The 25,679-nt window shown below is 72.3% G+C and carries 27 protein-coding genes; 11 read left to right on the forward strand and 16 right to left on the reverse strand.

Annotated elements, in window-relative coordinates; all coding sequences use genetic code 11:
• Window positions 1-16: 16 nt before the first annotated feature.
• Both AB0B94_RS09020 and AB0B94_RS09025 read right to left on the reverse strand, forming a co-directional pair.
• Window positions 17-409, reverse strand: a complete 393-nt coding sequence (locus tag AB0B94_RS09020; RefSeq protein ID WP_091397116.1) for a cupin domain-containing protein — start codon at window positions 407-409, stop codon at window positions 17-19.
• Between the two features lie 242 nt (window positions 410-651).
• Window positions 652-1,530: a sulfotransferase domain-containing protein gene (locus tag AB0B94_RS09025; protein WP_357270448.1), complete on the reverse strand. Its 879-nt coding sequence runs from the start codon at window positions 1,528-1,530 to the stop codon at window positions 652-654.
• Between the two features lie 91 nt (window positions 1,531-1,621).
• Between AB0B94_RS09025 and AB0B94_RS09030 the strand changes: the two genes are divergently transcribed.
• Window positions 1,622-2,692 carry a beta family protein gene (locus AB0B94_RS09030; protein WP_357270451.1) on the forward strand — a complete coding sequence of 357 codons (1,071 nt, stop codon included), beginning with the start codon at window positions 1,622-1,624 and terminating at the stop codon, window positions 2,690-2,692.
• A gap of 9 nt (window positions 2,693-2,701) precedes the next feature.
• Here the strand turns inward: AB0B94_RS09030 and AB0B94_RS09035 are convergent, their stop codons facing one another.
• Window positions 2,702-2,983 carry an adhesin gene (locus tag AB0B94_RS09035; RefSeq protein ID WP_091393621.1) on the reverse strand — a complete coding sequence of 94 codons (282 nt, stop codon included), beginning with the start codon at window positions 2,981-2,983 and terminating at the stop codon, window positions 2,702-2,704.
• Between the two features lie 192 nt (window positions 2,984-3,175).
• Window positions 3,176-4,249, reverse strand: coding sequence for an NAD(P)-binding domain-containing protein (locus tag AB0B94_RS09040; protein ID WP_357270454.1), 1,074 nt, complete (start codon window positions 4,247-4,249; stop codon window positions 3,176-3,178).
• 109 nt (window positions 4,250-4,358) lie between these two features.
• On the opposite strand from AB0B94_RS09040, the gene AB0B94_RS09045 reads away from it, so the two are divergent.
• Window positions 4,359-5,075: an aquaporin gene (locus tag AB0B94_RS09045; protein WP_091393624.1), complete on the forward strand. Its 717-nt coding sequence runs from the start codon at window positions 4,359-4,361 to the stop codon at window positions 5,073-5,075.
• 66 nt (window positions 5,076-5,141) lie between these two features.
• On the forward strand, window positions 5,142-6,725 hold the full coding sequence (dacB, locus tag AB0B94_RS09050) for a D-alanyl-D-alanine carboxypeptidase/D-alanyl-D-alanine-endopeptidase (RefSeq protein ID WP_357270457.1): 1,584 nt from the start codon (window positions 5,142-5,144) through the stop codon (window positions 6,723-6,725).
• Window positions 6,726-6,771: 46 nt separating this feature from the next.
• Here dacB and AB0B94_RS09055 read toward each other — a convergent pair whose 3' ends face one another.
• The 3 genes from AB0B94_RS09055 to AB0B94_RS09065 all read right to left on the reverse strand — a co-directional run bounded on the left by AB0B94_RS09055 (window position 6,772) and on the right by AB0B94_RS09065 (window position 8,942).
• Window positions 6,772-7,101, reverse strand: a complete 330-nt coding sequence (locus AB0B94_RS09055; RefSeq protein WP_030331319.1) for a hypothetical protein — start codon at window positions 7,099-7,101, stop codon at window positions 6,772-6,774.
• A gap of 116 nt (window positions 7,102-7,217) precedes the next feature.
• Window positions 7,218-8,018, reverse strand: coding sequence for a hypothetical protein (locus AB0B94_RS09060; protein ID WP_357270460.1), 801 nt, complete (start codon window positions 8,016-8,018; stop codon window positions 7,218-7,220).
• A 330-nt stretch (window positions 8,019-8,348) separates the two neighbouring features.
• The gene (locus AB0B94_RS09065; RefSeq protein ID WP_112582257.1) at window positions 8,349-8,942 is read right to left on the reverse strand and encodes a pentapeptide repeat-containing protein; all 594 of its coding nucleotides are present in this window, start codon (window positions 8,940-8,942) and stop codon (window positions 8,349-8,351) included.
• Between the two features lie 96 nt (window positions 8,943-9,038).
• Between AB0B94_RS09065 and AB0B94_RS09070 the strand changes: the two genes are divergently transcribed.
• Complete coding sequence (locus tag AB0B94_RS09070) at window positions 9,039-10,271, forward strand: serine hydrolase domain-containing protein (RefSeq protein ID WP_357270463.1); 1,233 nt, start codon at window positions 9,039-9,041, stop codon at window positions 10,269-10,271.
• A 47-nt stretch (window positions 10,272-10,318) separates the two neighbouring features.
• On the opposite strand, the gene AB0B94_RS09075 is transcribed toward AB0B94_RS09070, so the two are convergent.
• From AB0B94_RS09075 to AB0B94_RS09085, 3 genes are all read right to left on the reverse strand, one after another.
• A complete protein-coding gene (locus AB0B94_RS09075; protein ID WP_357270466.1) occupies window positions 10,319-11,380 on the reverse strand; it encodes a hypothetical protein in 1,062 nt (353 codons plus the stop codon).
• Between the two features lie 80 nt (window positions 11,381-11,460).
• Complete coding sequence (locus AB0B94_RS09080; protein ID WP_357270469.1) at window positions 11,461-11,925, reverse strand: PPOX class F420-dependent oxidoreductase; 465 nt, start codon at window positions 11,923-11,925, stop codon at window positions 11,461-11,463.
• 42 nt (window positions 11,926-11,967) lie between these two features.
• Window positions 11,968-12,606: a hypothetical protein gene (locus AB0B94_RS09085; protein WP_328650771.1), complete on the reverse strand. Its 639-nt coding sequence runs from the start codon at window positions 12,604-12,606 to the stop codon at window positions 11,968-11,970.
• Window positions 12,607-12,911: 305 nt separating this feature from the next.
• On the opposite strand from AB0B94_RS09085, the gene AB0B94_RS09090 reads away from it, so the two are divergent.
• The gene (locus AB0B94_RS09090; protein ID WP_357270472.1) at window positions 12,912-13,691 is read left to right on the forward strand and encodes a D-Ala-D-Ala carboxypeptidase family metallohydrolase; all 780 of its coding nucleotides are present in this window, start codon (window positions 12,912-12,914) and stop codon (window positions 13,689-13,691) included.
• 102 nt (window positions 13,692-13,793) lie between these two features.
• Here AB0B94_RS09090 and AB0B94_RS09095 read toward each other — a convergent pair whose 3' ends face one another.
• The 3 genes from AB0B94_RS09095 to AB0B94_RS09105 all read right to left on the reverse strand — a co-directional run bounded on the left by AB0B94_RS09095 (window position 13,794) and on the right by AB0B94_RS09105 (window position 16,318).
• The gene (locus AB0B94_RS09095; RefSeq protein ID WP_112582266.1) at window positions 13,794-14,204 is read right to left on the reverse strand and encodes a hypothetical protein; all 411 of its coding nucleotides are present in this window, start codon (window positions 14,202-14,204) and stop codon (window positions 13,794-13,796) included.
• 132 nt (window positions 14,205-14,336) lie between these two features.
• Window positions 14,337-15,086: a response regulator transcription factor gene (locus AB0B94_RS09100; protein WP_357271024.1), complete on the reverse strand. Its 750-nt coding sequence runs from the start codon at window positions 15,084-15,086 to the stop codon at window positions 14,337-14,339.
• Window positions 15,065-16,318: a histidine kinase gene (locus AB0B94_RS09105; protein WP_357270476.1), complete on the reverse strand. Its 1,254-nt coding sequence runs from the start codon at window positions 16,316-16,318 to the stop codon at window positions 15,065-15,067. The genes AB0B94_RS09100 and AB0B94_RS09105 overlap by 22 nt, the downstream gene beginning before the upstream one ends.
• A gap of 132 nt (window positions 16,319-16,450) precedes the next feature.
• Here AB0B94_RS09105 and AB0B94_RS09110 point away from each other — a divergent pair, with 132 nt between their 5' ends.
• Genes AB0B94_RS09110 through AB0B94_RS09125 form a run of 4 tightly spaced genes read left to right on the forward strand, consistent with a single transcriptional unit; the run spans window position 16,451 to window position 19,489 of the window.
• On the forward strand, window positions 16,451-17,347 hold the full coding sequence (locus AB0B94_RS09110; protein ID WP_357270479.1) for an ATP-binding cassette domain-containing protein: 897 nt from the start codon (window positions 16,451-16,453) through the stop codon (window positions 17,345-17,347).
• Entirely contained in the window at window positions 17,344-18,141 is a 798-nt protein-coding gene (locus AB0B94_RS09115) for an ABC transporter permease (RefSeq protein ID WP_357270481.1), read from the forward strand. The genes AB0B94_RS09110 and AB0B94_RS09115 overlap by 4 nt, the downstream gene beginning before the upstream one ends.
• A gap of 2 nt (window positions 18,142-18,143) precedes the next feature.
• Entirely contained in the window at window positions 18,144-18,893 is a 750-nt protein-coding gene (locus AB0B94_RS09120) for a hypothetical protein (protein WP_357270484.1), read from the forward strand.
• Window positions 18,894-18,925: 32 nt separating this feature from the next.
• On the forward strand, window positions 18,926-19,489 hold the full coding sequence (locus tag AB0B94_RS09125; protein ID WP_357270487.1) for a heme-binding protein: 564 nt from the start codon (window positions 18,926-18,928) through the stop codon (window positions 19,487-19,489).
• Between the two features lies 1 nt (window position 19,490).
• Here AB0B94_RS09125 and AB0B94_RS09130 read toward each other — a convergent pair whose 3' ends face one another.
• From AB0B94_RS09130 to AB0B94_RS09140, 3 genes are read right to left on the reverse strand one after another with little or no spacing between them, the layout of a single operon-like run.
• A complete protein-coding gene (locus tag AB0B94_RS09130; RefSeq protein WP_357270490.1) occupies window positions 19,491-20,477 on the reverse strand; it encodes a hypothetical protein in 987 nt (328 codons plus the stop codon).
• Between the two features lie 42 nt (window positions 20,478-20,519).
• Window positions 20,520-22,943 carry an ABC transporter permease gene (locus tag AB0B94_RS09135; protein WP_357270493.1) on the reverse strand — a complete coding sequence of 808 codons (2,424 nt, stop codon included), beginning with the start codon at window positions 22,941-22,943 and terminating at the stop codon, window positions 20,520-20,522.
• Window positions 22,937-23,686 (reverse strand): ABC transporter ATP-binding protein, encoded by a 750-nt coding sequence (locus tag AB0B94_RS09140; RefSeq protein ID WP_357270496.1) that lies wholly within the window; start codon window positions 23,684-23,686, stop codon window positions 22,937-22,939. The genes AB0B94_RS09135 and AB0B94_RS09140 overlap by 7 nt, the downstream gene beginning before the upstream one ends.
• Window positions 23,687-23,855: 169 nt before the next feature.
• Here AB0B94_RS09140 and AB0B94_RS09145 point away from each other — a divergent pair, with 169 nt between their 5' ends.
• Together AB0B94_RS09145 and AB0B94_RS09150 are read left to right on the forward strand one after the other, a co-directional pair.
• Complete coding sequence (locus AB0B94_RS09145; RefSeq protein WP_357270499.1) at window positions 23,856-25,013, forward strand: sensor histidine kinase; 1,158 nt, start codon at window positions 23,856-23,858, stop codon at window positions 25,011-25,013.
• Window positions 25,010-25,678, forward strand: a complete 669-nt coding sequence (locus AB0B94_RS09150; protein WP_238666513.1) for a response regulator transcription factor — start codon at window positions 25,010-25,012, stop codon at window positions 25,676-25,678. The genes AB0B94_RS09145 and AB0B94_RS09150 overlap by 4 nt, the downstream gene beginning before the upstream one ends.
• Window position 25,679 lies beyond the last annotated feature (1 nt).

The raw sequence follows: 25,679 nt of genomic DNA on the forward strand, positions 1-25,679 counted from the left end.
GATCAGGCCGGACGGATCACTCGGTCGGTGGCTCGTCCTCGCCCGCCGCCTCGGCCGCATCGGCCTCTTCCTTGGTCTTGTGCACGGCCTTGTCGGCGTGCTCCGGCGGCCCGTAGACCGTGTACAGCACCAGCGGGTTGGGACCGGTGTTGACGAAGTTGTGCTTGGTGCCCGCCGGCACCACTACCAGGTCGCCCGCGACGACCTTCCGCTTCGCGCCGGCGACCCGCGCCTCGCCGACACCGCTGACGAAGGTGAGGATCTGGTCGATGTCCTCGTGCACCTCCTCGCCGATCTCCCCATCGGCGGGGATGGTCATGATGACCAGCTGGGTGTGCTCACCGGTCCACAGCACCCGCCGGAAATCCGGGCTCTTCTCGGCGACGGTCGCGATAGTGAAATGCTCCATGTCCACGCTCATACCCCGTCCGGCGGCACCCCACGCCGGGACTGACGAATGGTGGAATTCCCCACGCTGGGAGGGTTTGGATCCACACGGACCGGGGATCGAGGAGCGGACCGGCGCGAACGGCCGGTCGAGCCAGGTCCCCGCCGACGTACCGCCGAACGGCTGCGGTGGTGGGAGACGGCCAGAGCGCGGCGACGTTCCGATCACGGAGCGGCGCCGCGCGCTCTTGTCCGCCTGAGGGCCTAGCGGTGCAGCCAGCTGATCAGGTCGGGTGGGGCCAGCGCCGCGACCTGTTGCCGGTAGCGGGTGAGGCCGGCCTCGTCCAGCAGGTCACGTCCCTGGCCCGAGCCTCCCCGGCGAAAGAACGCCTGCCGGTCACGCAGCACGCCGAGCGTGTCCGGTGCGAGCCGGTCGGCGCGCTCCCGCATCCGACCGAAGGTGGCCGCCTCGACCAACTCCGGCCCCGGGCTCGGAAGTTTCCACGCGTCGGCCAGCCGGCGCATCTCACCGCCCAGATCGGCCAGCAGGTCGTCGTAGTGCACCAGCTCGACGTTGGGATCGTGTCGGCGGGCCCACGCGTCAGCGAGGTGCATCAGCACCCCGGGCAGCGAATCCAGCTCGGCGCGGGGATCCACCTCCCGGTTGACCCAGCTCCACAACCACTCCCGTACCGGTGGCCGCTCCCGGGGTGGCCCGGTCGGGGCGGGTTGGCCGGTCAGCTCGGCGATGCGTGCCCGGTCCAGGTTGGCGCTCTGGTGGTAGAGGGAGACCGCCATGTCCAGCGGGTGCCGGGCCACCACCACGTAGTGCGCCCGAGGGTCCAACGGCACCCCGTCCAGCGGGGTGTGCGTCTTGATGAACCGTCGGTGTGGCTGGGCGGCCAGCCGGTCGTACACAGTGGCCTGCGGCTCGCCCAACCAGTCAAGCCACGGCGACAGCACTGTCAGCGGCGCCGGCAACTCCGCGCTACGAAGCACCAGCAGCGCACAGATCATCTGCATCCAGGTGGTGCCGCTCTTGGACCGGGTGCTGATCACGATGTCGCCGTCGCGGAACGGGAAACCGGTCCACCGCGCGCTGTCCTCCTCGTCGGACTGGTAACGGTGAATCGATGTGGGCACCGGTGGATGGTAGTCGCCGAACCGACAGTCGAGCAGCCGAATTCCGGCTTACATTCCTGGGGGACGGGCGTATGCCTGGCTAGATTGAAGTATGGTGCCCGCCCACGGGGGCCGGGCGGCGGCACCGGTCTACCGCCCCATCCTCGCCAGCCGACGGGGCGAGCTTGAGGCCCTGAGCCACCTCGATCCCGCCCATGCCGCACTGGTCGCCCCGGTCCTGGAGATCGGCGCGATCGGTCGGTCCACGATGGACGCCATTCGCCGGCTGCCGTCCGGGCTGCTGCCCGCCATCGACGTCAGCGCGCTACCCGACACCCCCGAGGCGGAGCTGACCCGTTGGGACGTGCCGGTGGTGCCGGTGATCGGGCTCTCCGAGAGCGACCACCGGCTGGTCGCGCACGGCGCGGCGGCGCGGGCGTACGGCCGGCGCGCGCTCATCCGACTGCGGGCCGGCCAGGACCGGGCCGGGCCGGACGCGAGCACCACCGCCGTGGAACGGATCTGGCGGTTCACCGGCCTCGCCCCAGAGGAGTGCGACCTGCTGGTGGACGCGGGGGACGTCTGCTGCCCGGCGGACGTGCGGACCGCCGAGCCCCGGGTACGCCACCTGCTGGACTGGGCACGCCGACACGCCTGGCGGTCGGTGACTGTGGCGGCGGGCGGTATGCCTCCGACGCTGTCCCGGTTGCCCACCGACGAGCCGGTCCAACTGGACCGCTGGGACTGGCAACTGTGGCGGCGACTGGCCGACGCCGGGGTCGACTACGGCGACTACGGTGTCCACCCGGCCGGGCCGGGCGGCGGTGACAGTGGCGACCGGTTGCCGACGGTGCGTTACACCGACGACGGCAGCTGGTGGGTCTACCGCTGGGCGCGACGCGGCGGTCGGGGCGACGACAGGTTCGCCGACCTGTGTCGCACGCTGGTGTCGGCACCGCACTGGCCGAGCACCGGTGCGGCCTTCTCCTGGGGTGACCATGAGCTGCTGCGCCGGGCCCGCCGTGGTGCCGGGGCCGGCTCGACCGCCAACTGGGCGGCCTGGAGCACCTCGCACCACCTGGCCCACGTGCTCGGCACGCTGTTGCATCCAGCCGGCGACGGCGCACCGCGGTGGCACCCTGGGCAGGGGCCGCCACCGCAGCGGGGACGATCGCCACGCTGAAAGCCGGATCTACTGCTTCTCGGTGAAGCCGAACTGGATGATGCCCTCGTCGTCGACCGTGGCGTCCACCGACGCGTCGCCGAGCAGCTCGGCGGCGTCCTCGTCCAGGAAGATCCGCGCGCCCTGGTTGTCGACCACCCGATCGCCCTGCACCGGCTCGGGCACCAGCTCGACGGTGAGCGAGCCCGCCTCGGTGTCGGCGGCGATACGCACGCCGCCGTCCTGGGCGACATCCTGTTGGTTGGCGAGGTCACGGATCACGAGCACGGCGTTATCGGTCATGGTGAGCATTTGTGGAACTCCTCGTGGATTGTCGGCTCGCTGTCGGATACCGCGCGGACCGGACAGTCGGCCCGCGTACGAGCACACGTGGGAGGCGACAGAGGGGCGAACGATCATCGCCGTCGCTTTGAATCGGGGCAGCTGACGGCCCCGTCACTCCCACCGTGCCCGCTGGCCGACCATCCGTCAAATAGAGCCAGGTCAGTGGAGAGCGGCGGCCGGGGCCAGCCAGGCGCGAATCTCGTTGACCGCCGCGCGGCCGGCCCGGTTGGCCCCGATCGTGCTGGCCGAGGGGCCGTACCCGACCAGGTGAATCCGAGCGTCGGCGACCACTCGGGTGCCGTCCATCGTGATACCGCCGCCCGGCGCGCGCAGCCCCAGCGGGGCGAGATGGTCGATGGCCGCCCGGAAACCGGTGCACCAGAGGATCACGTCCGCCGGCACGAACCGCCCGTGCGTCCAGGCCACCCCGTCGGGCGTGATCCGGTCGAACATGGGTAGCCGGTCGAGGACGCCGCGCTCGCGCAGGTGGCGTACCTCCGGGGTGACCGGAAGCCCGGTCACGCCCACCACGCTGCCCGGCGGCCGGCCGGAGCGGACCGCCTGGTCGACCCGGGCCACGGCGGCCCGACCCAGTTCCGGGCCGAACTCCTCGTCGTTGAAGGTCGGCGGCCGGCGGGTGACCCAGGTGGTGGCCGCCGCGACGGTGGAGACCTCGCCGAGCAGTTGCACGGCCGAGGTGCCGCCGCCGACCACCACCACGCGCAGGCCGGTGAACTCGGCCGGCCCTCGATAGTCGGCGGTGTGCAACTGGCGTCCCCGGAACGTCGACCGGCCCGGGTAGTGCGGCCAGAACGGTCGCGTCCAGGTGCCGGTGGCGTTGATCAGGGCCCGCGCGGTCCAGGTGCCCCGGTCGGTGCGCACGTCGAGTCGTCCGTCCGGGCGGGAGTGCACCCCCCGGACCCGCACCGGCCGCCGCACCGGCAGGTCGAAGGCCCTCTCGTACGCGGCGAAGTAGGCGCTGACCTGCTCGGAAGCCGGGCGTTGCGGCTCGGTCGGCGGGAGCGGCAGTCCGGGCAGGTCATGGAAGCCGTGCACGCGGTCGAAGACCAGCGTCGGCCAGCGGTGCTGCCAGGCGCCGCCGGGCCCGTTGTCGGCGTCGAGGATGACGAAGCCGGTGTCGGGTGCGAAGCCGGTGCGGTGCAGGTGATAGCCGGCGCTCAGGCCGGCCTGCCCGGCACCGATCACCACGACGTCCGCGGAGTGGGTGTCCACGTGGGCTACAACGCGCCGGTTGTCCGCGCTGTGCCCGTCCCCGACCGTCGCGCCGGTCACAGACAGCCATTCCGGCTTCGACCACCTGACCTGCGCTTACGCTGAGTTGATGAGCGACTTCCGTCGGTACGCGGGCGAGTTCCTCGGCACCCTGTTGCTGGTGTTCTTCGGGGTGGGCAGCGCGGTCGCCGCACGGGTCCAGGGCGGCGTGGTCGTGGTGGCACTGGCCTTCGGGTTCGTGATGGTGGCCCTCGTCTACACGATCGGCCCACTCTCCGGCAGCCACGTCAACCCAGCGGTGACGCTCGGTGTGCTGCTCTCCGGCAAGATCTCGGTGCTCGGGGCTGTGGCGTACTGGATCGCGCAGTTCGTCGGCGCGACGGTCGCGGGCTTCGTGCTCTGGGCGCTCACCCGCTGGGGTGACGTGGCGGACCAGACCGGGGCCCTGGGCACCAACGGTTACGGCGCGCACATCAACCGGGGCGGCGCGGCGGTGCTGGAGGTCGTGCTGACCTTCCTCTTCGTGCTGGTAGTGCTCGTGGTGACGAGTCGGAGCGAGAATCCGGGCACCGCCGGGCTGGCCATCGGGTTGGCTCTTGCCGTGACCCAACTGGTGGGCGTGACGCTGACCGGCGCGGCGGTCAATCCGGCCCGCGCGTTCGGTCCGGCGGTCTTCGAGGGCGGTGTGGCGCTACGGCAGCTCTGGGTGTTCATCGTCTTCCCGCTGCTCGGTGGGGCGCTCGCCGCGCTGGTCGCGCCACTGGTGATGGGGGCGCAGCGGCACTACTGGGGTGGTCACGAGAAGACGGTCGGCGGGCCGAAGTAGCCCAGACGGCAATATCTTTCGCCTGAGACCCTTCTCCGGCGAATATCTCCGTGACAGCATCAGCGGATGCATCGTCGTCACTTTCCCCGGGCCCTCGCGCTGCTCGCGCTGGTCGCGACCGCGGCCACCGCCGCCGCGCCCGGTGCCACGGCCGAGGCGCCCACCCCCGCGACGACCCACCTGCGTGCCACCATCGACACGATCCTCGCCGACACCCGGCTGGCCGGCGCGCAGGCGTCAGTGGTCGTGGTCGACACCAGCACCGGGCAGACGCTCTACGACCGCAACGGGGACCGCCGGCTGGTTCCCGCGTCCAACACCAAGCTGCTGACCTCGACGGCCGCCCTTGAGCTGCTCGGCCCGGGCCACCGCTTCAGCACCGACGTACGGGCCAGCGGCAAGCGCCGTGCGGGCCTGCTCTCCGGCAACCTCTACCTGCACGGCGGAGGCGATCCGACAATGCTCGCCGCCGACTACGACGCGCTCGCCCAGCAGGTCGCCGCCGACGGCGTGCGGGTGGTCACCGGAAACCTGGTCGCCGACGACACCCGCTACGACCGCACCCGACTCGGCCCCGACTGGACCTGGGACGACGAGCCCTACTACTACGCCGCCCAAGTCTCCGCGCTGACGGTGGCCCCGGACACCGACTACGACGCGGGCACCGTGATCGTGCACGCCGCACCGGCCGACCGGGCCGGCGCCCCGCCGGTGGTCACCACCACCCCCGCCACCGGGTACGTCCGCGTCGACAACCGCGCCCAGACGGTCAGCGACGGCGAGACCTCGATCTCGATCGAGCGAGAGCACGGCGGCAACACCGTCGTGGTGACCGGTCAGATCGCCGTCGGCGACGAGCCCGCCAGCGACTGGGTCACCGTCTGGGAACCCACCGGCTACGCGGCCGACGTGTTCCGGGCGGCGCTGCACCGACACGGCGTCCGGGTGCTCGGCCGGACCGTGCTCGGCCAGCCCACCCCGGAGACGGCCCAGCCGGTGGCACGCCACGACTCGATGAGTCTGGGCGAGTTGATGACGCCGTTCTTGAAGCTGTCCAACAACGGGCACGCCGAGATGTTGACCAAGGAGATCGGCAGGGTGCTCTCCGGGTCGGGCACCTGGACGGCCGGTCTCACCGCGATCAGCGAGTACGTCGCCGACACCGGAATGGACACCGGGAGACTGCGCCAGCGTGACGGCTCAGGGTTGTCCCGACGCAACCTGATCCCGGCGACGGAATTCGTCGACCTGCTGAGCGCCGTCCGCGCCGAACCGTGGTTCCCGACCTGGTACGCGGCACTGCCGATCGCCGGTCAGCCCGAGCGGTTCGTCGGCGGCACCCTGCGCAGCCGGATGGCCGGCACGCCAGCAGCGGGCAACGTGCACGCCAAGACCGGCAGCCTGACCGGTGTCTCCGGGCTCTCCGGCTACGTCACCAGCGCCGATGGTCGACTGCTGGCGTTCTCCATCCTGCTGAACAACTACCTCACCGCGTCGGTGAAGTCGCTCGAGGACCAGATCGCCGTGGCGTTGGCCGGCTTCCGCGAGGGTGGTGCGTCGACGGCACGGGTGGCCCCGCCGACGGTGCCGGAGACGCCGCGCACCCCGGAGGGCGTCGAGTGTTCCTGGATCAAACCGATCACCTGCTGAGCGGCGGCCGGGAGGCGCGAAAAGCGCCCCCCGGCCCGGCGAGCGCTCAGGCCGGACGGTCCGGTGGGGGGACCACCGCCGTCGGGTCACCACGTTCGATGAGCGCGGCGATCTCAGCGGCCCGCAGCCCGCGCAGCGCCAGCACCCGGGTGCCCCAGCGGTGCAGGCGGCACGGGTGCGGGCTGGCATCGTTACGGCAAACCACACCCCCGGACCACCGGCGGGGGGCGTGCACCACCACCGCCCGTACGGCGAACTGGGTGTCCTCGCCCGTCACGTACGGCGGCAGGGGGATGTCGCGAAGAACCTCCCCGGACGCTTCACCGGTGCCGGACGAAGCGGCACGACGGACGCGGTGGGCGGTGCTGCTACTCATCTCCGCTGCCTCCACACTGGATGGTCGGATGGGGACAGCAGAAAGTTACGACCCATTCGACAGTCCGCGACGGACAAATTGTCCCGCCGCCCGACGCGCAGCGATCAGTCAGTCAGTCAACGCACCGTCACGGCCTGGAGGCCGACGTTGCCGCAGTGCGACGTGAAGACCCTCTCGACGGTCCAGTTGAGCAGCAGCCGGGCACCCTTCGGCGCTGTGAAGCGGATGGTGAACTGGGCGCTCTGACTGGTGTACGGGTCTTCCAGTCTGGCGGTGCTGCCAGGCCCGCCAGTGGACAGCCGCGCTTGCAGGAGCCCCCGCGCCATCCAGATGCCGCCGTAGAGCTGGACCGTGCGCGGCTCACCACTGCCGGCGACGGCGAGGCTGAACCCGTTCCCGGCACCGCAGGCGTAGACGCCGTTGGAACTGCCGTTCGTCGACCGTTCCGGCGTGCCGTCGGCCCAGCGCACGTACTCCTGGTTGCCGTCCCAACCGACCCGCCGGCCTGGGCCACCCCCGTCGATGATCTCACCGGAGCCCGACCGCTTGCGGTTCGTCGACCTGCCGCCACGCTCTCCCCAGTGCACCCAGTCCCGGGCGCCCACGGCAGTGAGGTCGACGATGGCGGGCATCTCGCCCCGGCTCACCGTCAGCGCCGGCGAACCGGGCTTCGGCGGTGGCGGGGCGGGCGCGCTGGCCGACGGCGTCGGGTCCGGCGAGGGTGGGCGCTGGCGCGGACGCAGGCCGGGCGTCGCCGGCCCCGCCTCGCCGGTGCGCACGTCGGCCGCCGGGAAACCGGGGGAACGGGCGGGCGCGCCGCCCGGACCGGCCTGTTCGTCGTCGGGCGCCGGACCGGACCGGGTGGCGAGGTACGAGATCAACACCACCAGGCAGACGAGTACGGCGGCTCCCTCCACCGCCCAGCGCCGCCGCTGTCGGGCACGGCGCAACACACTGCGGGTCTTCCCAGCGGTAATGGCAGGCGGACGGTGCCTCGGCGGCGCGTCCCCAGCCCTCGAACCAGCCCGCGTGCGGTCTTCGTCCGCCACCGACCCCTCCAACTCCGCCGCCCGGCCGTTTTGGACCGCCGAGGACCACACCATTCACTGTGGGCAGTTTCACGTTTACCCGGGCGTGGACGACACGCTAGATCCGGACTGCCGGATGTGTCCAGCCCACAATGGGACGCTGTCGGACATCCCGGCCGCCCGGACGGGTACTTGGGCAGACCAGGAGCCCCTTTCGGGTCAGCCGATCCGGAAGCCGAGCAGTTGTGCGACGACCACCGCCTGCTCGACGTCGATCACGGCACCGGCCCGTTCGACGACCGTCGGGTCCAGCGCGGTGAGATCGCTGCCCCGCAGGTCGGCGCCGCCGAGCCGGACATTGGTCAGCTGCGCCCCGGAAAGATCGACACCGGTGACCGTAGCACCGGTGAGATTGGCCCTGGTGAGGTCCACCTCGCGCATGCGCACCCCGGTCAGCCGGACGCCACGCAGGTCGGCGCCGGGCAACGCGACGAAGGACCAGTCACCGCCGTCCACAGTCAACGGACGCAGATCACACTCGCTGAAGGTGCTGCCGACCAGCTTGCAGCCGGTGAACTCGGCCTCGAAGAAGTTGCACCGCCGAAACACGCAACGGGTGAAGGCGGAGTCGACATGGCGGGAGGCGTTGAACGCCACGTTGCCGAACGTGCACCCGGTGAAGACCGCGCCTCTGCTCACCGCCTCGGTCAGATCCACACCGAAGAACTCACAGCCCACGAAGTGCCGGTCGGTCAACTCCTCGCCGTACCAGTCCTCGTTGCGGAAGGTCACGTCCTCGGTCAACTCCGGCATCCGGCCAGGCTAGTGGGCGCCGCCGACAGTCGACGGCCGGCAGGCCGGGGCCGGCCCCCTTCCGGCGTCGGTGTACCGGCGAGTACGTTCGGCGGCGTGAGTGTGGCTCGGAGCAAGGACCCGGATCAGATCGGTTTCGACGGGGCGCGGCTGTCGCGGATCGACGAGCACTTCGGCCGGTACGTCGACGACGGCCGGCTGGCCGGCTGGCAGGTGGTGGTCACCCGTCGCGGCGAGGTGGCGCACTCCTCGACGTACGGGCTGCGCGACCGGGAGTCGGGCGCACCGGTCGAGGCCGACACGCTGTGGCGGATCTACTCGATGACAAAGCCGGTCACCTCGGTCGCGGCGATGATGCTGTGGGAGGAGGGCCGGTTCGAGCTGACCGACGAGGTCAGCCGCTGGCTGCCCGAGTTCGCCGACCTGCGGGTCTATTCCAAGGGGTCGGCGCTCAAGCCGTACACGGTCCCGGCGGTCGAACCGATCCGGGTCTGGCACCTGCTCACTCACACCGCCGGCCTGACGTACGGCTTCATGCAGACCTCGGTGGTCGACGGGCTCTACCGGGCCGCCGGTTACGACCTGTACCCGCCGGCGGACGTGGACCTGGCCGGCGCCTGCGCGGCGTTCGGCGAGCTGCCGCTGCTGTTCCAGCCCGGCTCGGCGTGGGGCTACTCCGTCGCCACCGACGTGCTGGGACGACTCGTCGAGGTGGTCTCCGGGCAGAGCCTCGACGCGTTCTTCGCCGATCGGATCTTCGGCCCGCTGGGCATGACCGACACCCGCTGGTGGGTGGAGGGCGACGAGGCCGACCGGCTGGCCGCGCTCTACGTGCCGGAACCGCGCAGCGGCCGGGCCGTCCGCCACGACAGCCTGGGGTCGCTCGCGTTCAGCAAGCCGGCGCTGCTCTCCGGCGGCGGTGGCCTGATCTCCAGCGCCGCCGACTACCACCGGTTCACACAGTTGCTGCTGCGCGGCGGGGAGCTGGACGGCGTCCGGCTCCTGGGGCCGCGCACGGTGCGGTTCATGACCCGCAACCACCTGCCCGGCGGCCAGGACCTGGGCACCCTGTCCACCGGCGGCTTCGCCGAGACCACACTGGACGGGATCGGCTTCGGCCTCGGCTTCGCGGTGGTCGACGACCCGATCCCCAGCCGGGTGCCCAGCAGCGTCGGTGAGTACTACTGGGGTGGGGTGGCCAGCACGGCGTTCTGGGTCGACCCGGCCGAGGAGATCACCGCGCTGCTGTTCACCCAGCTGATGCCGTCCAGCACCTACCCGCTCCGCTCCCAGCTGCGCCAGCTGGTCTACGCCGCGCTGACCGACTGAGCGGTGTGGGGCCCGTCGCCCGCGGCTGACGGACCCCACACCTCGGTTCAGCGGAGCTGCTGCTCCTGGATCGCGCGGATCTTCGCCGGCTTCGCGGCGGAGAGGTTCGAGATCAGGTACGCCCGCACGCTGCCGTCCGGGAACACCGCCCACAGGTCGGCCACGCCGTCGGCGTTCAGGTCGGCGGCGGTGAGACTGCTGATGGCGACACCGGTGTTCCAGCCGGAGGCGAGCCGGAACTGCGTGTAGGCGAGCGTGCCGGTCCCGTCGCCGTTGTCGGTCATGGTGACGCCCTGCCAGAGGTAGAGGTCACCGGTGGTGGCGTTGCGCAGCACCAGCGCCATCCCCGAGCTCAGCTCGGTGCTGGCCATGGTCCAGTTCTGCCAGTCGCCGCCCCCGGTCGGGGTGGCGTTGCTCAGCGGCAGACGAGGGAAGTAGAGGCTGGGCGCCCCGATGTTCGGGTAGTAGGTAAGGCGGTAGCCGTTCGTCGAGTCGCCGACGATGCCCAGCAGATCCGCGATGCCGCTGTCGACGCCGTCGGCCGTGTACCCGTTGACGAGTTGGACCGGAGAGTTGTCGTACTCGTCGACGAAGTATTCGCGGATGAGAGTGACCTGTCCGCTGCCGCGGTACGGGTTCACCATCGTCCCGTCGCCGACGCCCGCGATGAAGCTGCCGCCTCCGGCGTTGACGCCACCCGGGTAGTAGGCCAGGAAGTCCTGGTTCGCGGTGCCGAAGAAGCGGCCGGTGATCACCTGGGCGCCGTCGAAATCCGCGGCCGGGTCGTCGTTGCCGGAGACCCCGTTGCCATACACGCCGATGTTCACCGCCGGGACCTTCACCCGGCCGGTGCCGACGCCGGTGGTCGCGTCGACCCGGCCCCGCGCCGCCCAGACTCCGGAGTCGAGGCCCGTCGTGGGGCCGCCGACTGTCACCAGGTCCGGTACGCCGTCGCCGTTGAGGTCCTTGTCGACAGGGCCGGCCGCGGCCGGGCTCGGGGTGTTGGCCGGTGCGGCCTGGGCCGGCAGCGCCGGGGCGACGACGGCGAACGCAAGGGTGGCCGGCACCGCCCAGGCGAGCAGCCGGCGAGGGACGGAAAGGTTGTTCATGGGTCCCCGTTCGGGTCAGTGGATCTTGTCTGGCTCACCGTAGTCGATGCTTACCAGCGGGTGGATCCACCGAACGAGGGTCAGTCGGCGAGGCGGGCCGGGAAGCCACCGGTGGCGATCGGACCCCAGGTGTCGATGGTGACCCGGATCAGTGACTTGCCCTGGCGCACCATGGCCGCCCGGTAGTCGTCCCAGTCCGGGTGCTCACCGGAGATGCTGCGGAAGTACTCGACCAGCGGCTCCAGCGCCTCGGGCAGGTCGAGCACCTCGGCGGTGCCGTCGATCTGCACCCAGGGGCCGTTCCAGTCGTCGCTGAGCACGCACGCCGAGACCCGGGGGTCGCGGCGGAGGTTGCTCACCTTGGCCCGCTCCGGGTAGGTGGAGACGACCAGCCTCCCCTGCCCGTCGACCCCGGCGGAGACCGGGGAGGACTGCGGTCGCCCGTCGGCCCGGGTGGTCATCAGCACGACGCGGTGTCGCGGCCGGAGGAAGTCGAGCAGGCCGTCCCGGTCGACACTGGTGTTCCTTGCGATGCTGCGTGCCATTCCCCGTTCCTACCAGGGTGCGGGCGCAGCGGCGGCGGCGGGTCAGCGGGGTCGGGCCGCGGCGCGGCGCACCGCCTGGGTGGGCACCCGGGGGCGACCGGACGGACGCCAGGCCCGACCGTTGGCGTAGATCACCCGAAAGCCGAGGTACGACGCGAGCGGCGCCCAGTGGGCTGAGCCCATCCGCAGCTCGGCGGCGTTGTGTCGCTGGCCGTTGGCGAGCACGTCGAGGAGCACAGTTTCGAAGGCCGCCGATTCGACCCAGTCGACTTCCCGGGTGAAACCGCAGATCAGAGCGGCTCCGGTGACCTCCAGGAACTCGCGCAGCACCGCGTCCGAAGCGCGCAGCACCGAGCAGCTGCCGAAATAGAGTCGCCGCCCCTCCGCGCGGCCGGCCATCAGCTCGGCCACCTCGTTCAACTCCACCGACTGCCAGTCGGTGAGGCAGAGCCGGCTCGGCTCGCCGTGCATGGCGAAGAAGCCGACCCGGTGGTCGGCGTACTGCTTGAGCAGCCAACGGTCCAGGAAGTAGAACAACTCGTCGCGGGTGGCCGCGTCCTTGTGGATGAACCGGATCTTGCCCAGCCGCTCCAGCAGCTCCAGCGTGGGCAGCACCGAGCCCCGCTCGTTGAGGTCACGGTGCCATTGACCCTCGACACAGAAGACGCCACCGCGTGCCACCCGCACCTCCGCCAGTCCGCCGGCCCGGAGCTGACGTTACCGGCCACCATCGCCCCCGGAACATCGCCCTCCGTGTGGCAGATTGCGACGTTCGGTGTTCTTGGCCGCAGGAGGGGCGATCGGCCGGGAATGGCTGTTTCGTAAATCAGCCGAATTCCCAGCCAATACCCAGGGACAGCGGATTGTGAGCACAATTCTCGTTAACCACCGCCAACGGCACCGATCAGTGCGAGGGTGGAAATCACGGGACTTCTCGGTCGATGTCCTGGAGCCACCCCATTCGCTCTCCTATCGGGAGGACTTCTGTGCGCGTAAACACCTTGAAGCGGGTCGCCGTCGCATTCGCCCTGGCACTGCCCGGGGCCGCAATCGCCACGGTGATCGCCGCACCGGCGGCGTACGCGGACGGCTGTTACACCTGGAACCGCACCCTGAGCCAGGGGCGCTCCGGCGACGACGTCCGCCAGTTGCAGATCCGGGTCGCCGGGTGGGCCGGCTACCGGGACATCGTGGAGAACGACGGCCGCTACGGGCCGAAGACCGCCGCCGCGGTCAAGCGGTTCCAGCAGGCGTACGGGCTGCGCGCCGACGGCATCGCCGGCCCACAGACCTTCGCCAAGCTGTACCAACTCCAGGACAGCGACTGCACACCCGCGCACTTCACGTACAGCGAGCTGGACAACGGGTGCGGCGGGAGCGGGTGGAGCGGCGGCCCGCTGTCGGCGAACCAGACCAAGCAGAACGCGCTGCGCACCATGTGGAAGCTGGAGGCGCTGCGCAAGAGCCTCGGCGACAAACCGCTCTACGTGTCGAGCGGGTTCCGCAGTCGCGCCTGCAACAACCAGGTCGGCGGCGCGTCCGACAGCCAGCACCTGTACGGCAACGCGGCCGACGTGACCTCACGGACGTCCTCGCTGTGCCAGGTCGCCCGCGGTGCCCGTAACAACGGCTTCAGTGGGATCTACGGGCCGGGCTACCCCGACCACGACGACCACGTGCACGTCGACTCGCGTCGGGAGAACAACAGCGACAACAGCTCGAACACGACGAGCTGGTCCGCCCCGGACTGCGGGGTCGGCAACTGAGCCCACCCGCTCAGAGCGACGTCGGCCCGACGCGGAGGGGGAATCTTCGCGCCGGGCCGACGTCGTCTCGCCCCGGGCCGGGTGGGCGGAGGGGTAGCGCGCTCAGCTCGCCCGGGGCCAGCGCGGCGCGGTGACGGGGGGAGTCACCGGCCGGCCGGCAGCGGTGGGCCGCACCCCCTGGGGGACGACCCGCGCGGCCTGTTGCCGCGACGGCCCGGTGGCCGTGAACGGAAACGGGACGTGCACGAAGGGATTGCCATGCCGGATCAACGCCTCGATCTGCCGCTCGTTGAGCCCGTGTGTCTCCAACACCCGACGCCCCCAGCGGTGCAGTCGGCACGGGTAGGAAGCGCCGTCGTTGCGGCACAGCGGCCCGGTGGGCCACTCCTCGGCGGTGTGCACGACCACCGCCCGGACCGCGAGCCGGACATCCTCCGGGGTCAGTGGTGCCGGCATCGGCACCTCACCCAGTACCTGATCGATGGGATCCGTCGACTGCTCACCAACTCGCACGGCAGGCCTCCCGCAGTTCGGCAGCGGTACGGCGGACCTACCGCACCGACATCCTCGGCCATGGATACGGCGGACACCGGACGAAAGTTCAATTCCGGTACGCGGTAAGCAGATCCTCCGCCGTCCGCATGCTCAGACCAGGCCGGCGTCGTGCACGAGCAGCGCCACCTGGACCCGGTTGTTCAGCTCCAGTCGGGTCAGCAGCCGGGAGACGTACGCCTTCACCGTCGCCACGCTCATGAACAACTCCCCAGCGATCTCGGCGTTGGTGTGCCCCCGCCCCAGCGCGACCGCCACCTGCCGCTCCCGCTCGCTGAGCCCGGTGAGCTGTCGCAGCGCCCGTGCCCGGCGCGGGTCCGGACCGACCGGGCCGGGGACGGCGGCGGTCACGTGGGCGATCAACGTCCGGGTCACCGTCGGCGAGAGCGTCGCCTCGCCCGCCGCGACCCGGCGTACGGCGTGCACGATCTCCGCCGGTGGGGTGTCCTTGAGCAGGAAACCGGCCGCCCCGGCCCGGAGCGCCCGCAGCACCTGCTCGTCCGCGTCGAAGGTGGTCAGCACCAGCACCTCCGGCGGGTGCGGTTGGGCACGCAGCGCCTCGGTGGCGGTCAGCCCGTCGACCCGGGGCATCCGGATGTCCATCAGCACCACGTCCGGGGCGTACGCGGCGACGGCAGCCGGCACCTCACCACCGTCAGCCGCCTCGCCGACCACCGTCAGGTCCGGCAGACCGCCGAGGATCATCGAGAGCCCCGCCCGGACCAGCGCGTCGTCGTCCACGATCAGCACGCGCACCGGCGGAGTGGCCGCGCCGGCCGGTCCGGTCGCGTCCGGCGATCCGGTCGCGCCGGCTGGGCTGGTCACGCCGGCCACGGCAGCCAGGCGGCCAACCGGAAATCACCGCTGTCGTCACGGCCGTAGGCGAGCCGCCCGCCGGCCAGGGTGACCCGTTCGCTGATGCCGACCAGGCCGGTGCCGGCACCCGGCAGTGTGCCGCCGGCCGGCGCCCCGACCGGCCACCGGTTGCCGATCGCCACTGTCAGCCCGGCGCCCGGACCGCCGGCCACGTCCACCCTGACAGCCGCGCCGGCAGCGTGCTTACGGGCGTTGGTCAGCCCCTCCTGCACGATCCGGTACGCGGCCCGGCCCAGCGCCGCCGGCACCTCCCCCGGGCTGGCGACGCTGTCGCTGACGTTGACCCGCACCCCGGCGGAGCGTGATTCCGCGATCAGGGCGGGCAGGTCGGCGAGGGTGGGCTGCGGCGGCTCGGGGGCGTCGCCGGCACCGTCGTCCTCGGCCCGGAGCACCCCGATCACCTCCCGCAGGTCCTGAAGGGCGGCGTGCGCGCTGCCCCGGATCACCCCGGCGGCCCGGGCCACCTCGTCGGCCGGCGCGTCCGGGCGGAACTCCAGCGCACCCGCGTGCAGGCTGAGCAGCGAGATCCGGTGGGCCAGCACGTCGTGCATCTCCCGGGCGATCCGGGTGCGTTCGAGGTGCCGGGCCTGGGAGACCCGCAGTTGCTGCTCCGCCTCGGCCCGCTCGGCCCGCTCCCGCAACGACACGATCAACTGACGGCGCGCCCTGACGAACATCCCCCAGGCCAGCACCGCGAAGCTGAACACCACCCCCCACAACGCGGTGGCCCAGTACGGCATGTTCGGGTCCGGACGCAGCCAACTGAAGACCATGTTGGTGACCAGGCCGGCACCGGTGACCGCTATCGCGACGGCGGTCCGTCGGTGCACCACCACGGTGAAGTAGAAGATCAACAGCGGGATGGCAGCGGCCATCGAGAACATGGTCAGCGGTGTCGTCGCCACCATCAGCCCGAGCGGCCACCGGCGGCGCAACCACAGCAGCCCGCAGCAGACCAGCCCGATCAGGGCATCCGCGCCGGTCATCCAGTCGTGCGGCAGCGGCTCGGCCATCGCCGGGTCGGGCGACAGGGCGTCGGCGGTGACGAAGAGCACCCAGAGCAGCGAGACCAGGAACGCGAGGCTGTCCACGATCCAGTCGCGGGTGGTGCGGCGCGGACGCTTGCGCCCACTGTCGGCCGGCACCACCAGCTCCCCTGGCAGCAGCCAGGGGTGCTCCGGGACGGCGATGCTGGTCACGACGCCATGCTAGGCAGGCGAAGGTCGACACGACCAGCTACCAAAGTCGAGAGCCACCGGTCGACCAAGGTCGACGCGGCACCGACCGCTGGCCGCAGCGGATGGCCGGGTGGCGCGGGCAGGCTCAACCGCATGATCACGGTAGAGAACCTCACCAAGCGATACGGGCCACACCCGGCCGTGGACGACGTGTCGTTCCAGTGCGAGCCAGGCACCGTCACCGGCTTCCTCGGACCGAACGGGGCCGGCAAGTCGACCACCATGCGCATGATCTGCGGGCTGACCGCGCCGACCGCCGGCCGCGCCACCGTCTCCGGGCACCCGTACCGGGAGCTGCCCAACCCGGGGCGGGAGGTCGGGGTGTTGCTGGACGCCTCCGCCCAGCACGCCGGGCGCACCGGCCGCGAGGCGTTGACGCTGTCCGCGTACACGATGGGTCTGGACCGGCGCGAGGTCGCCGCGAAGCTCGACCTGGTCGGGTTGAACGCGGTGGCCGCGAAGCGTCGGGTACGGGCGTACTCGCTGGGCATGCGCCAACGGCTCGGGCTGGCGCACGCGCTGCTCGGCGACCCCCGGGTGTTGATCCTCGACGAGCCGGCCAACGGCCTGGACCCGGAGGGGATCTTCTGGATGCGCGGCCTGCTGCGCGACTTCGCCGACCGGGGCGGCACCGTGCTGCTCTCCTCCCACCTGCTGCGCGAGGTGGAGGCGGTCGCGGACCGGCTGGTGGTTATCGGGGGTGGCCGGATCGTGGCCCAAGGCGACAAGAACGAGTTGCTGGCCGGCGGCGGCACCGTCGTCCGGGCCCGCGACAGTGCGGCGCTGCGCCGGGCGCTGGAGGTGGCCAACCTGAGCGCCGCCGACAGCTCGGAAGGGCTGCTCGTGCAGGCCGACGCCGAGGCGGTCGGCCAGGCCGCCGCCGATGCCGGCGTCGCGTTGGCCGAGCTGCGCCCCGCCAGCGGCGGCGGCCTGGAACAGCTCTTCCTCACCCTGACCGCCGGCGAATCGACCAAGGAGGCCGTCCGATGACCACCACCACCGCGCCCGCCGCCGGTGCTGTCGCACCCCGGCAGCACACCGCGGTACGCCGCCCGTCGCTGCTCCGGCTCACCGCCGTGGAGGTGCGCAAGCTCGTCGACACCCGGGCCGGTCGCTGGCTGATGATCACCATCGGTCTGGTCACCGCCGCGATCGTCACCCTGCAACTGATCTACGCCGGGGACGCCGACCAGACCTTCCTCAACTTCTTCGTCCCCTCGCTGCTGCCGGTGTCGGTGCTGCTGCCGGTCCTGGGCATCCTGTCGATCACCAGTGAGTGGTCGCAGCGCACCGCACTCACCACGTACGCCCTGGTGCCCCGCCGGGAGCGGGTGGTCGCCGCGAAGCTGATCGCCGTGTCACTGACCGCGCTCGCCTCGGTGCTGGCCAGTCTCGCCGTCGCCGCCGTCGGCACGCTGGTGGCGTCCGCCACCGGCGCGGCGGGCACCTGGCAGTTCGACTGGTCGCTGGTCCTGAACGCGGGGATCCTCCAGGTCACCAGCGTGCTGATGGGCGCCGCCTTCGGTCTGCTGCTGCTCAACCCGCCGCTGGCGATCGTCGGCTACCTGCTGCTGCCCACCCTGTGGGGGGTGCTCGGCGAGATGGTCAAGCCGCTGCGCGGTCCGTCCGAATGGCTGGACACCAGCAAGACCATGGAACCGCTGTTCAGCAGCGACGCCGTCACCGGCGAGCAGTGGGGGCGGGTAGCGGTCTCCCTGCTGGTCTGGATGGTCCTCCCGCTGGCCGCCGGCCTGTTCCGGACGCTGCGCCGCGAGGTGTCCTGACCATGGACATGGCCCGCTACCGTCCGCGCACCGTGGTCAGCGGCGGCCCGCTGGAGCTGGCGGTCATGTGGGGTGGCTTCCCGCTGCTCGGCGCGGGCGCCGGATGGCTCCTCGCCGCGGCGACGGGCTGGCTCGCCCGGCTGCCCTGGGTGCCGTTCAGCGACCTGATCGAGTGGTTGGACCGGCTGCCCGAGCCGCAGGCCACCGCCGGCACCATCGGGGTGGGCGTCCTGGCCGGCCTGGTCATCGCCGGGATCGGCACCGCCGAACGGCTGATCGTCACAGTCGACGGGGCGCAGGTCCAGCTACGCCGCTCCGATGAGAACCGGAGCATCGCCCGGGTCGACACCCGGGTGGTCTTCCTCGCCGACAAACATCTGGTGCTGCTGGACGCCGACGGCGCGGAACTGGTCCGGGAGTCGACGGACCTGCCGGCCGCCCAACTGGCAGCGGCGTTCCGGGAGCACGGCTGGGGCTGGGCGGACGACGACCCGCACCGGTCGGCGTACCGGCTGTGGGTTCCGGACCTGCCCGGGTTGCCGGCCGGCGCGGACGCGCTGCTGCGCGCCCGGGATCGGGCCATCGAGCGGGACCGCCGCGACGACACCCGGGAGTTGCGCCGCGAGCTGGGCCAGATCGGGGTGGTGCTGCGCGACGAGGGCAAGCGGCAGTACTGGCGGTTGACCACCCGGGCCCTCGCCTCCGGGCCGCAGCGGCCGACTTCGGCCGAGCGGGAGGCGGACGGGCGGTAGCGTCTGTCCCAGCAGACAGTGGGAGCCGCGCCATGACCGAACAGCAGCCGTACCGGGTGGTGTCCCGACACCCCGGCTTCGAGCTGCGTCGGTACCCCGCCCACCTGGTGGCCGAGATGCAGATCCAGGCGTCGTTCACCAGGGCGCCGATAGAGGCGTTCCGGCCGCTGGCCGCGTACATCGGCGGCGCCAATCGGGCCCGGCACCCGATCGGCTCCGCCGCGCCCGCGGTGGCGGCGGCCAGCGGCTCGGAGAAGATCGCCATGACCGTGCCGGTGGTGCAGATCGAGGGTGAGTGGCCGGGCGCGTACCTGATCCAGTTCGTCATGCCGGCCAGCTTCACCGCCGCCACAGTGCCCGAGCCGGTGGACGCCCGGGTGCGGATCCGCGCGGTTCCGGCGCGGCTGGCGGCGGCGATGCGGTTCTCCGGGCGGTGGACGGAGCAGGCGTTCAGCCAGCGGGCCACGATGCTCGGCCGGTCGGTGACCGCGGCCGGGCTGCAACCGACCGGCGCCATCCGGTACGCGCGCTTCGACCCGCCGTGGAAGCCGTGGTTCCTGCGCCGCAACGAGGTGGTGCTGCCGGTCGTCGAGTGAGCTAGCGGAGCAGCCGACGGTCCTCGACTCTCGGCCGAGCCAGCAGCAGGGACATCGCAAGCCCGGAGAGCAGCCCGAACAGGGACAGCAGCACGTCGGAATCCGCGGCGTTGATCGGGCTGTTGCCGGCGAGCGCGGTGAACGTCGCGCCGATCGGCAGCAGGATCATGATGGGTACGGCAATTGCCACCAGGAACAGCAGCGGGCCCACCAACGCGATGAGAGCGGCCAGGGCGTGGTGCCACCAGATCGGCCGACCGCCCGGCCAGTCCCAGGCCAGCAGGGTGACCCCGGTGAGCAGCACCGCCCCGAGAGCGGCCTCCGGCAGCAGTCGTGTGCCGGGCGCGGCGGCACGGACCAGCCCGACGCCGAGCAACGCCACCACGGTGAGACCGAGCGCCAGCCCGACGCGAGCCCGGGTCCGCGCCGGAGCCGCCGCCAGCGCGGCACCGACGGCCACTGCCACCAGCAGCGCCGCAGTGGCCAGGGCGCCCTGGTTCAGCTCCGGCTCCCGGTCGGTTGGTGACTCGATCCCGACAGCCACCAGCAACAGCACCGCGGCCAGGCAGGCCGTACCGGTCAGCCTCTTCCGATCGGCGGCCAGCGGCCTGCCACGCTCCCGCCACAGCAGAACCGTCGCGAGCACGCCGAGCACGCCGCAACCGGCGACGGCGAGCAGCACGGTCGCCTCGATGCCGGACGGGTCGGCCCGGTCGATCGCTATGTCGGCGGCGACCCAGCAGCCACCGAGCGCCACCGCCGGTTGACTCCAGCGCAACTGCCCCCGCCCGGCCAGCACCAACCCGAGCGGCACCGCCATGATCGCCATGAACCGCAGGTCGCGCGCCCAGTAGGCGTTGTTGCCCGGCAGGTGCTCCGACCACGGGCCGAGCGGCTCGGTCAGCGGCTGCCAGGTGGTCATGCCGTACGCCCAGAGCACGACGGCGGCGGCGGAGAGGAGCAGCCCGGCCGGGCGCGCGGATCGCATCAGTGGACGGTAGCGGCCCAACCGTCCGCGCGGGGGGCGCGGTCATCCGCCGACCGGTGACCGGGCGGGGCGGTGGCGCAGCAGCCGCCACGTCGGCGACACACTGGACAGCACCGCGAGCAGCAGGCACAGCCCCACCACCCCGGCGACCACCGACCACGGCATCACCAGGTCGACGGGGGCACCTACCTGCTCGGCGAGGCCCGCGCTGATGCTGAGCAGACCGACGAACGCGACAGCCCCACCCAGCAGCGCGCCGATCAGGACCACCAGGGCGGACTCCGCGGTGACCAGCCAGATGACCTGCCGTCGGGTCGCCCCCGCCAGCCGGATCAGCCGCAGGTCCGCGGCGCGGCCGGCGGCGGCCAGTAGCAGCGTGTTGGCCACCGCGATGGCCCCGTAGCCGGCGGACACCCCGATCAGCAGCAGCGTGAAGAGCCAGACGAGGCGGTCCTCGGCGGCGTCCGCCTCGGCCGCCCAGGCCGGGACGTCGAGGATCCGCGCGCCGACCGGGGGATCGATACGGTCCCGCACGTACACGGTGGACGTCAGCGCGGACGGGTCGTGCGCCCGCACCACGGCCCGGGGCACGAGCAGGTCGCCGGGGATCGAGGTGTCGTCGACCACCGCGACGACGCGCAACGACACAGTCGTCCCGTCGGCGAAGACCACCGGGTACGGCTCGGACGGCAGCCGGTTCGCCGAGGCGGTGACCACCACGGTGTCGCCGCCCCTCAGGTCGTTCAGCGAACCGGCGACGACGGTGAGCACCCGGTTCGCGGCGGCGAAGCCCTCCGGATCAACGCCGAGCGCTGTCATCGGCCGGTCCGGTGGCGACGTTGCGGGGTCGGTGCGGTAGACGGTGGTGGGCAGGAGCGCGGTCCCGCCGGTCGCGGCGACGGCCCGGTCGGACAGGCCGGGCGCGCGGTCCGGCACGACGATCCAACCGGCGTTCACGTTGTCCGCCCGTCCCGCCGCGTACGCGGCGGTGCTGGTGCGCACCATCCCGGACACCAGCACCGCGAATGCGACGGTGAGCAGCACCGGCGCGGCGACGGCGGCGGTCCGGCGGGTAGCGGTCAACGCCCCGCCCCGGACCAGCATGCCGATCGCGCCACCGGGCCGACGCAGCGGAGAACGCAGCAGCCACACCAGCGGACCGACCACCACCGGGGCGAGCACTGTGGTGCCGGCCACCAGCGCCATCACCGCGTAGAGCGCGTACTGCGCCCCCATCCGCGCCTCGTCGGCCGTCGCCGTGGCGAGACTGAGCGCGGCCCCCGCCGTGAGGAGCAGCACCCCGGTGGCGGCGCGCAGCCGGCCGATCGGTCGCTGTTCCACAGCAGCCTCGCGTAACGCCTCCAACGGACGGATTCGCGCCGCCCGGCGGGACGCCGACCAGACGGCCAGCAACGCGATCACCGGCCCGGCGGCGAGCGAGACCGCCACCGGCCAGAGTTCGTAGCGGACCCGGAAGGTCGACGGTTCGTAGCCGACGTCGACCAGCAGCCGACCCAGCAACGGGGCGAGCGTCGCGCCCACCAGCAGGCCGACGAGTCCCGCCGAGACGCCGACGGCGAGCGCCTCGGCGTACACCATGCGACGGACCTGGCGTCCGGTGGCGCCGACGGCGCGCAGCAGGCCCAGCTCACGGCGGCGCTGTGTGATGGTGAACGCGAAGGTGGAGGCGACCACGAACACCGTGACGAAGCCGGCGAGGGCCGCCGTGGCGGTGAGCACCTGCATGCCGATCCACCGGGTACGGGCGTCGCCGCGCGGCTCCAACGCACCACGGGCGGCGCCGGTGAGCACCTGCCCGCCGTCGCCGACCACTCCGCGAGCCGCAGTGGCGACCCGCTCGGGATCGGCGTCCGGGGCGAGCACCAGCCCGATGGCCCGGACACCGGGCGCGAGCGCGGCGGCGACCTCGTCCGCGACGTGGACACCGGGTCCGTCGACCAGACCGGTGACCGTGTACGGCTCCGGGCCCACAGCTGTCAGCACTGTGACCGGTGCGCCGGCGCGCAGTCCGAGCGCGCTGTCGACGACCACCTCGCCGGGCCGGCGGGGTGGCTCGCCAGCCGTGAGGCGCAGCCCACCCAGTTGGGCGCTGGACCAGCCGTGCCCCTGGTGGGCGTCCTCCCGGCGGGTGTCGGCGGCCGAAGGCCGGCCGTCGACCAGCGGCTGCGCGTAGAAGGTGCGGTCCGGCACCGCCGCCACCACGTCCGGCAGCCCGGACAGCCTGCCCACCAGCTCCGCCGCCGCGCTGGCGGACCAGGGGCGACTGGGAATGAACGCGTCGGCCGACGCACCTGCCTCGGGGCTCTGCACCACGACGCCCGCCCGCGCCAGTCGGTCCGGCACCTGCGGACGACCGGAGGCCAGCAGCACTGTGGCCGCCGCGACCAGGGTGACCCCGATGGCGACGGCCACGAACGCGCTGGCCGACCGCCGGACGCTCAGCACGACGACTCCGCGACGGTCTCGCGCTCGGCGATCCGGGCGGCGACGGCGGCGGCGGTGATCCCGCCGGTCAGCTCGTCGACGACGCGGCCGTCGGCGAGCAGGAGGACCCGATCGGCGTACGCGGCGGCGGCGGGATCGTGCGTCACCATCACTACCGTCTGCCCGTGGTCGTCGACGAGCGCCCGCAACAGCCGGAGCACCTGCCGGGAGGACGCGCTGTCCAACGCCCCGGTCGGCTCGTCGGCGAAGACCACCGACGGACGGGTGAGCAACGCTCGGGCGACGGCGACGCGCTGCTGCTCCCCGCCGGACAGCTCACTCGGCCGGTGCCCGGCCCGGTCGGCGAGACCGACGGCGTCGAGGGCGGCGGCCACGTCCCCGGCCGACGGACGGCGGCGGGCCAGGCGCGACGGCAGCTCGACGTTCTGCGCGGCGGTCAACGTGGACACGAGGTTGAACGCCTGGAAGACGAAGCCGATCCGGTCGCGCCGCAGCCGGGTCAGCTCGTCCTCGCCGAGGTCGTTGAGGCTGGTGCCGTCGATGGTGACGATCCCCTCGGTCGGGCGGTCCAACCCTGCCGCGCAGTGCAGCAGGGTGGACTTCCCCGAGCCGGAGGGGCCCATCACCGCAGTGAACGTTCCGCTCGCGAAGCCGGTGGTCACGCCGTCGAGCGCCGCCACCCGCCGGGTTCCGGTGCCGTACACCGCGCGCAGCCCCGTCAGGGTCACAGTGTCTGTGGTCATGACCGATACGGTGCCGAATGGGGCGGGTACGGCGCGTCGGGCCGGGGCGGGCACTTTCCGGCCCTCCCCCGGGTGGACTCCGGGGCCCGTAACCGCCGGCGCGTCGTCCTGAGGGATGACCACCCGCCGGCGGACGCGGCGAACCCGGCCGACCGTTACCGTTCCACGGGTGACCGCTCTCCTGCTGACCCGACGACTGCGGCCGGTGGACCTGTACACGGTGGACGCCCTGCTGGCGGTGGCCGTCGGGGGACTGCTCTGCCCGTACGCGGCGTTGGAGTCGCCGCAGAACGGCGGCCTACACGAGCCGCTCTGGGTGTCGGTGCTGGTCGGGATGGCCCTCGGGCTGCCGTTGGCGGTCCGGCGACGGTGGCCGATGACGGTGGCCGTCGTGATCAGCTCGATCGCCACCGTCTCCCTGATCACCGGGGTGATACCCAACTTCGCCGCCGCCGCGCCGGCGTTCGCCATCAGCCTGTCCTTCTACACGGTGGCAGTGGCGACGCCCACGCGTCCGTCGATGCTCTGCGCCGCCGGTTGTCTGGCGCTGGTGAGCGTCGGCCTGGTGCTGACAGCGGGCGACCTCTGGTCGCGGACCGGCGCTGTCGTCTACGCCGCCGTCATCGTCGCGCCGGCCTGGATGCTCGGTTGGCAGATCCGGGAGCGACGCGCCCTCGCCAGCCGGCAGAGTGACCAGTTGGTCCGTCAGGCCGCCACCGAGGAACGGTTGCGGGTGGCACGCGAGTTGCACGACGTGGTCGCGCACACGCTGAGCCTGATCGTGGTGAAGGCGGCGGTCGCCAACCACGTCGCCGAGGCCGACCCGCGCGAGGCGGGCGCCGCGCTGCGGGTCATCGAGGAGACCGGCCGCACCGCGCTGACCGACGTACGTCGGGTGCTCGGCGTGCTGCGTGAGGACAGCCCGTACGCGCCGACACCCGGACTGGACGAGTTGCCCCTCCTCGCCCGACAGGCGGCGATCGGCGGCGTCGACGTGCAGCTCGACGTGCGGCGGGACGAGCCGGCCGGCGCGGTGCCGGACTCGGTGGGCCTCGCTGTGTACCGGATCGTGCAGGAGGCGGTGACGAACGTGGTGAAGCACGCGGCGCCGGCCGCCTGCCGGGCCACTGTGACAGTCCTGCCCGACGAGGTGCGGGTGGAGGTGACCGACGACGGCCAGCGGCCGGTCCTGCTCGGCGGGGAGGGGCACGGGTTGATCGGCATGCGGGAACGGGTGGCGTTGCACGGCGGGGAGTTCCGCGCCGGCCCACGCCCCGCGGGCGGCTTCGCGGTGACGGCCAGCCTCCCCTACCGGGTGGCCGCGTGATCCGCGTGCTGATCGCCGACGACCAGGCGTTGCTGCGCGGCAGTTTCCGGCTGCTGGTCGATCTCAGCCCGGACTGCACCACAGTCGGTGAGGCGGGCACCGGTGTGGAGGCTGTCGCGTTGACCGAGCAGCACCGGCCGGACGTGGTGCTGATGGACGTCCGGATGCCGGAGATGGACGGCATCGAGGCGACCCGGCGGATCTGCGCCGACCCGGCGACGGCCGGCACCCGGGTCATCATCCTGACCACGTTCGACCTCGACGAGTACGTCTACGGGGCGCTGCGCGCCGGGGCCAGCGGGTTCCTGCTCAAGGACACCCCACCGGCGGACCTGCTGACCGGAATTCGGGTGGTCGCGGCCGGGGAGGGGCTGCTCGCGCCAACGGTGACCCGCCGGCTGATCGACGAGTTCGCCAGGCAACCGGAGCCGACCCGGCCGCTGCCCCGGCAGCTCGACGGGGTGACCGATCGGGAACGGGAGGTGCTCGCGCTGATCGCCCGGGGCCTGTCCAACGCGGAGTTGGCCGCGCACCTCAACCTCAGCCAGGCCACGGTCAAGACGCACGTCGGGCGACTGCTGACCAAGCTGGCGGTACGCGACCGGGCGCAACTGGTCATCGTGGCGTACGAGACGGGCCTGGTGGGGCCGGGCCGGTCGGGATAGC

This window comes from Micromonospora sp. NPDC048986, assembly GCF_040649335.1.
GTDB lineage: Bacteria > Actinomycetota > Actinomycetes > Mycobacteriales > Micromonosporaceae > Micromonospora > Micromonospora alfalfae.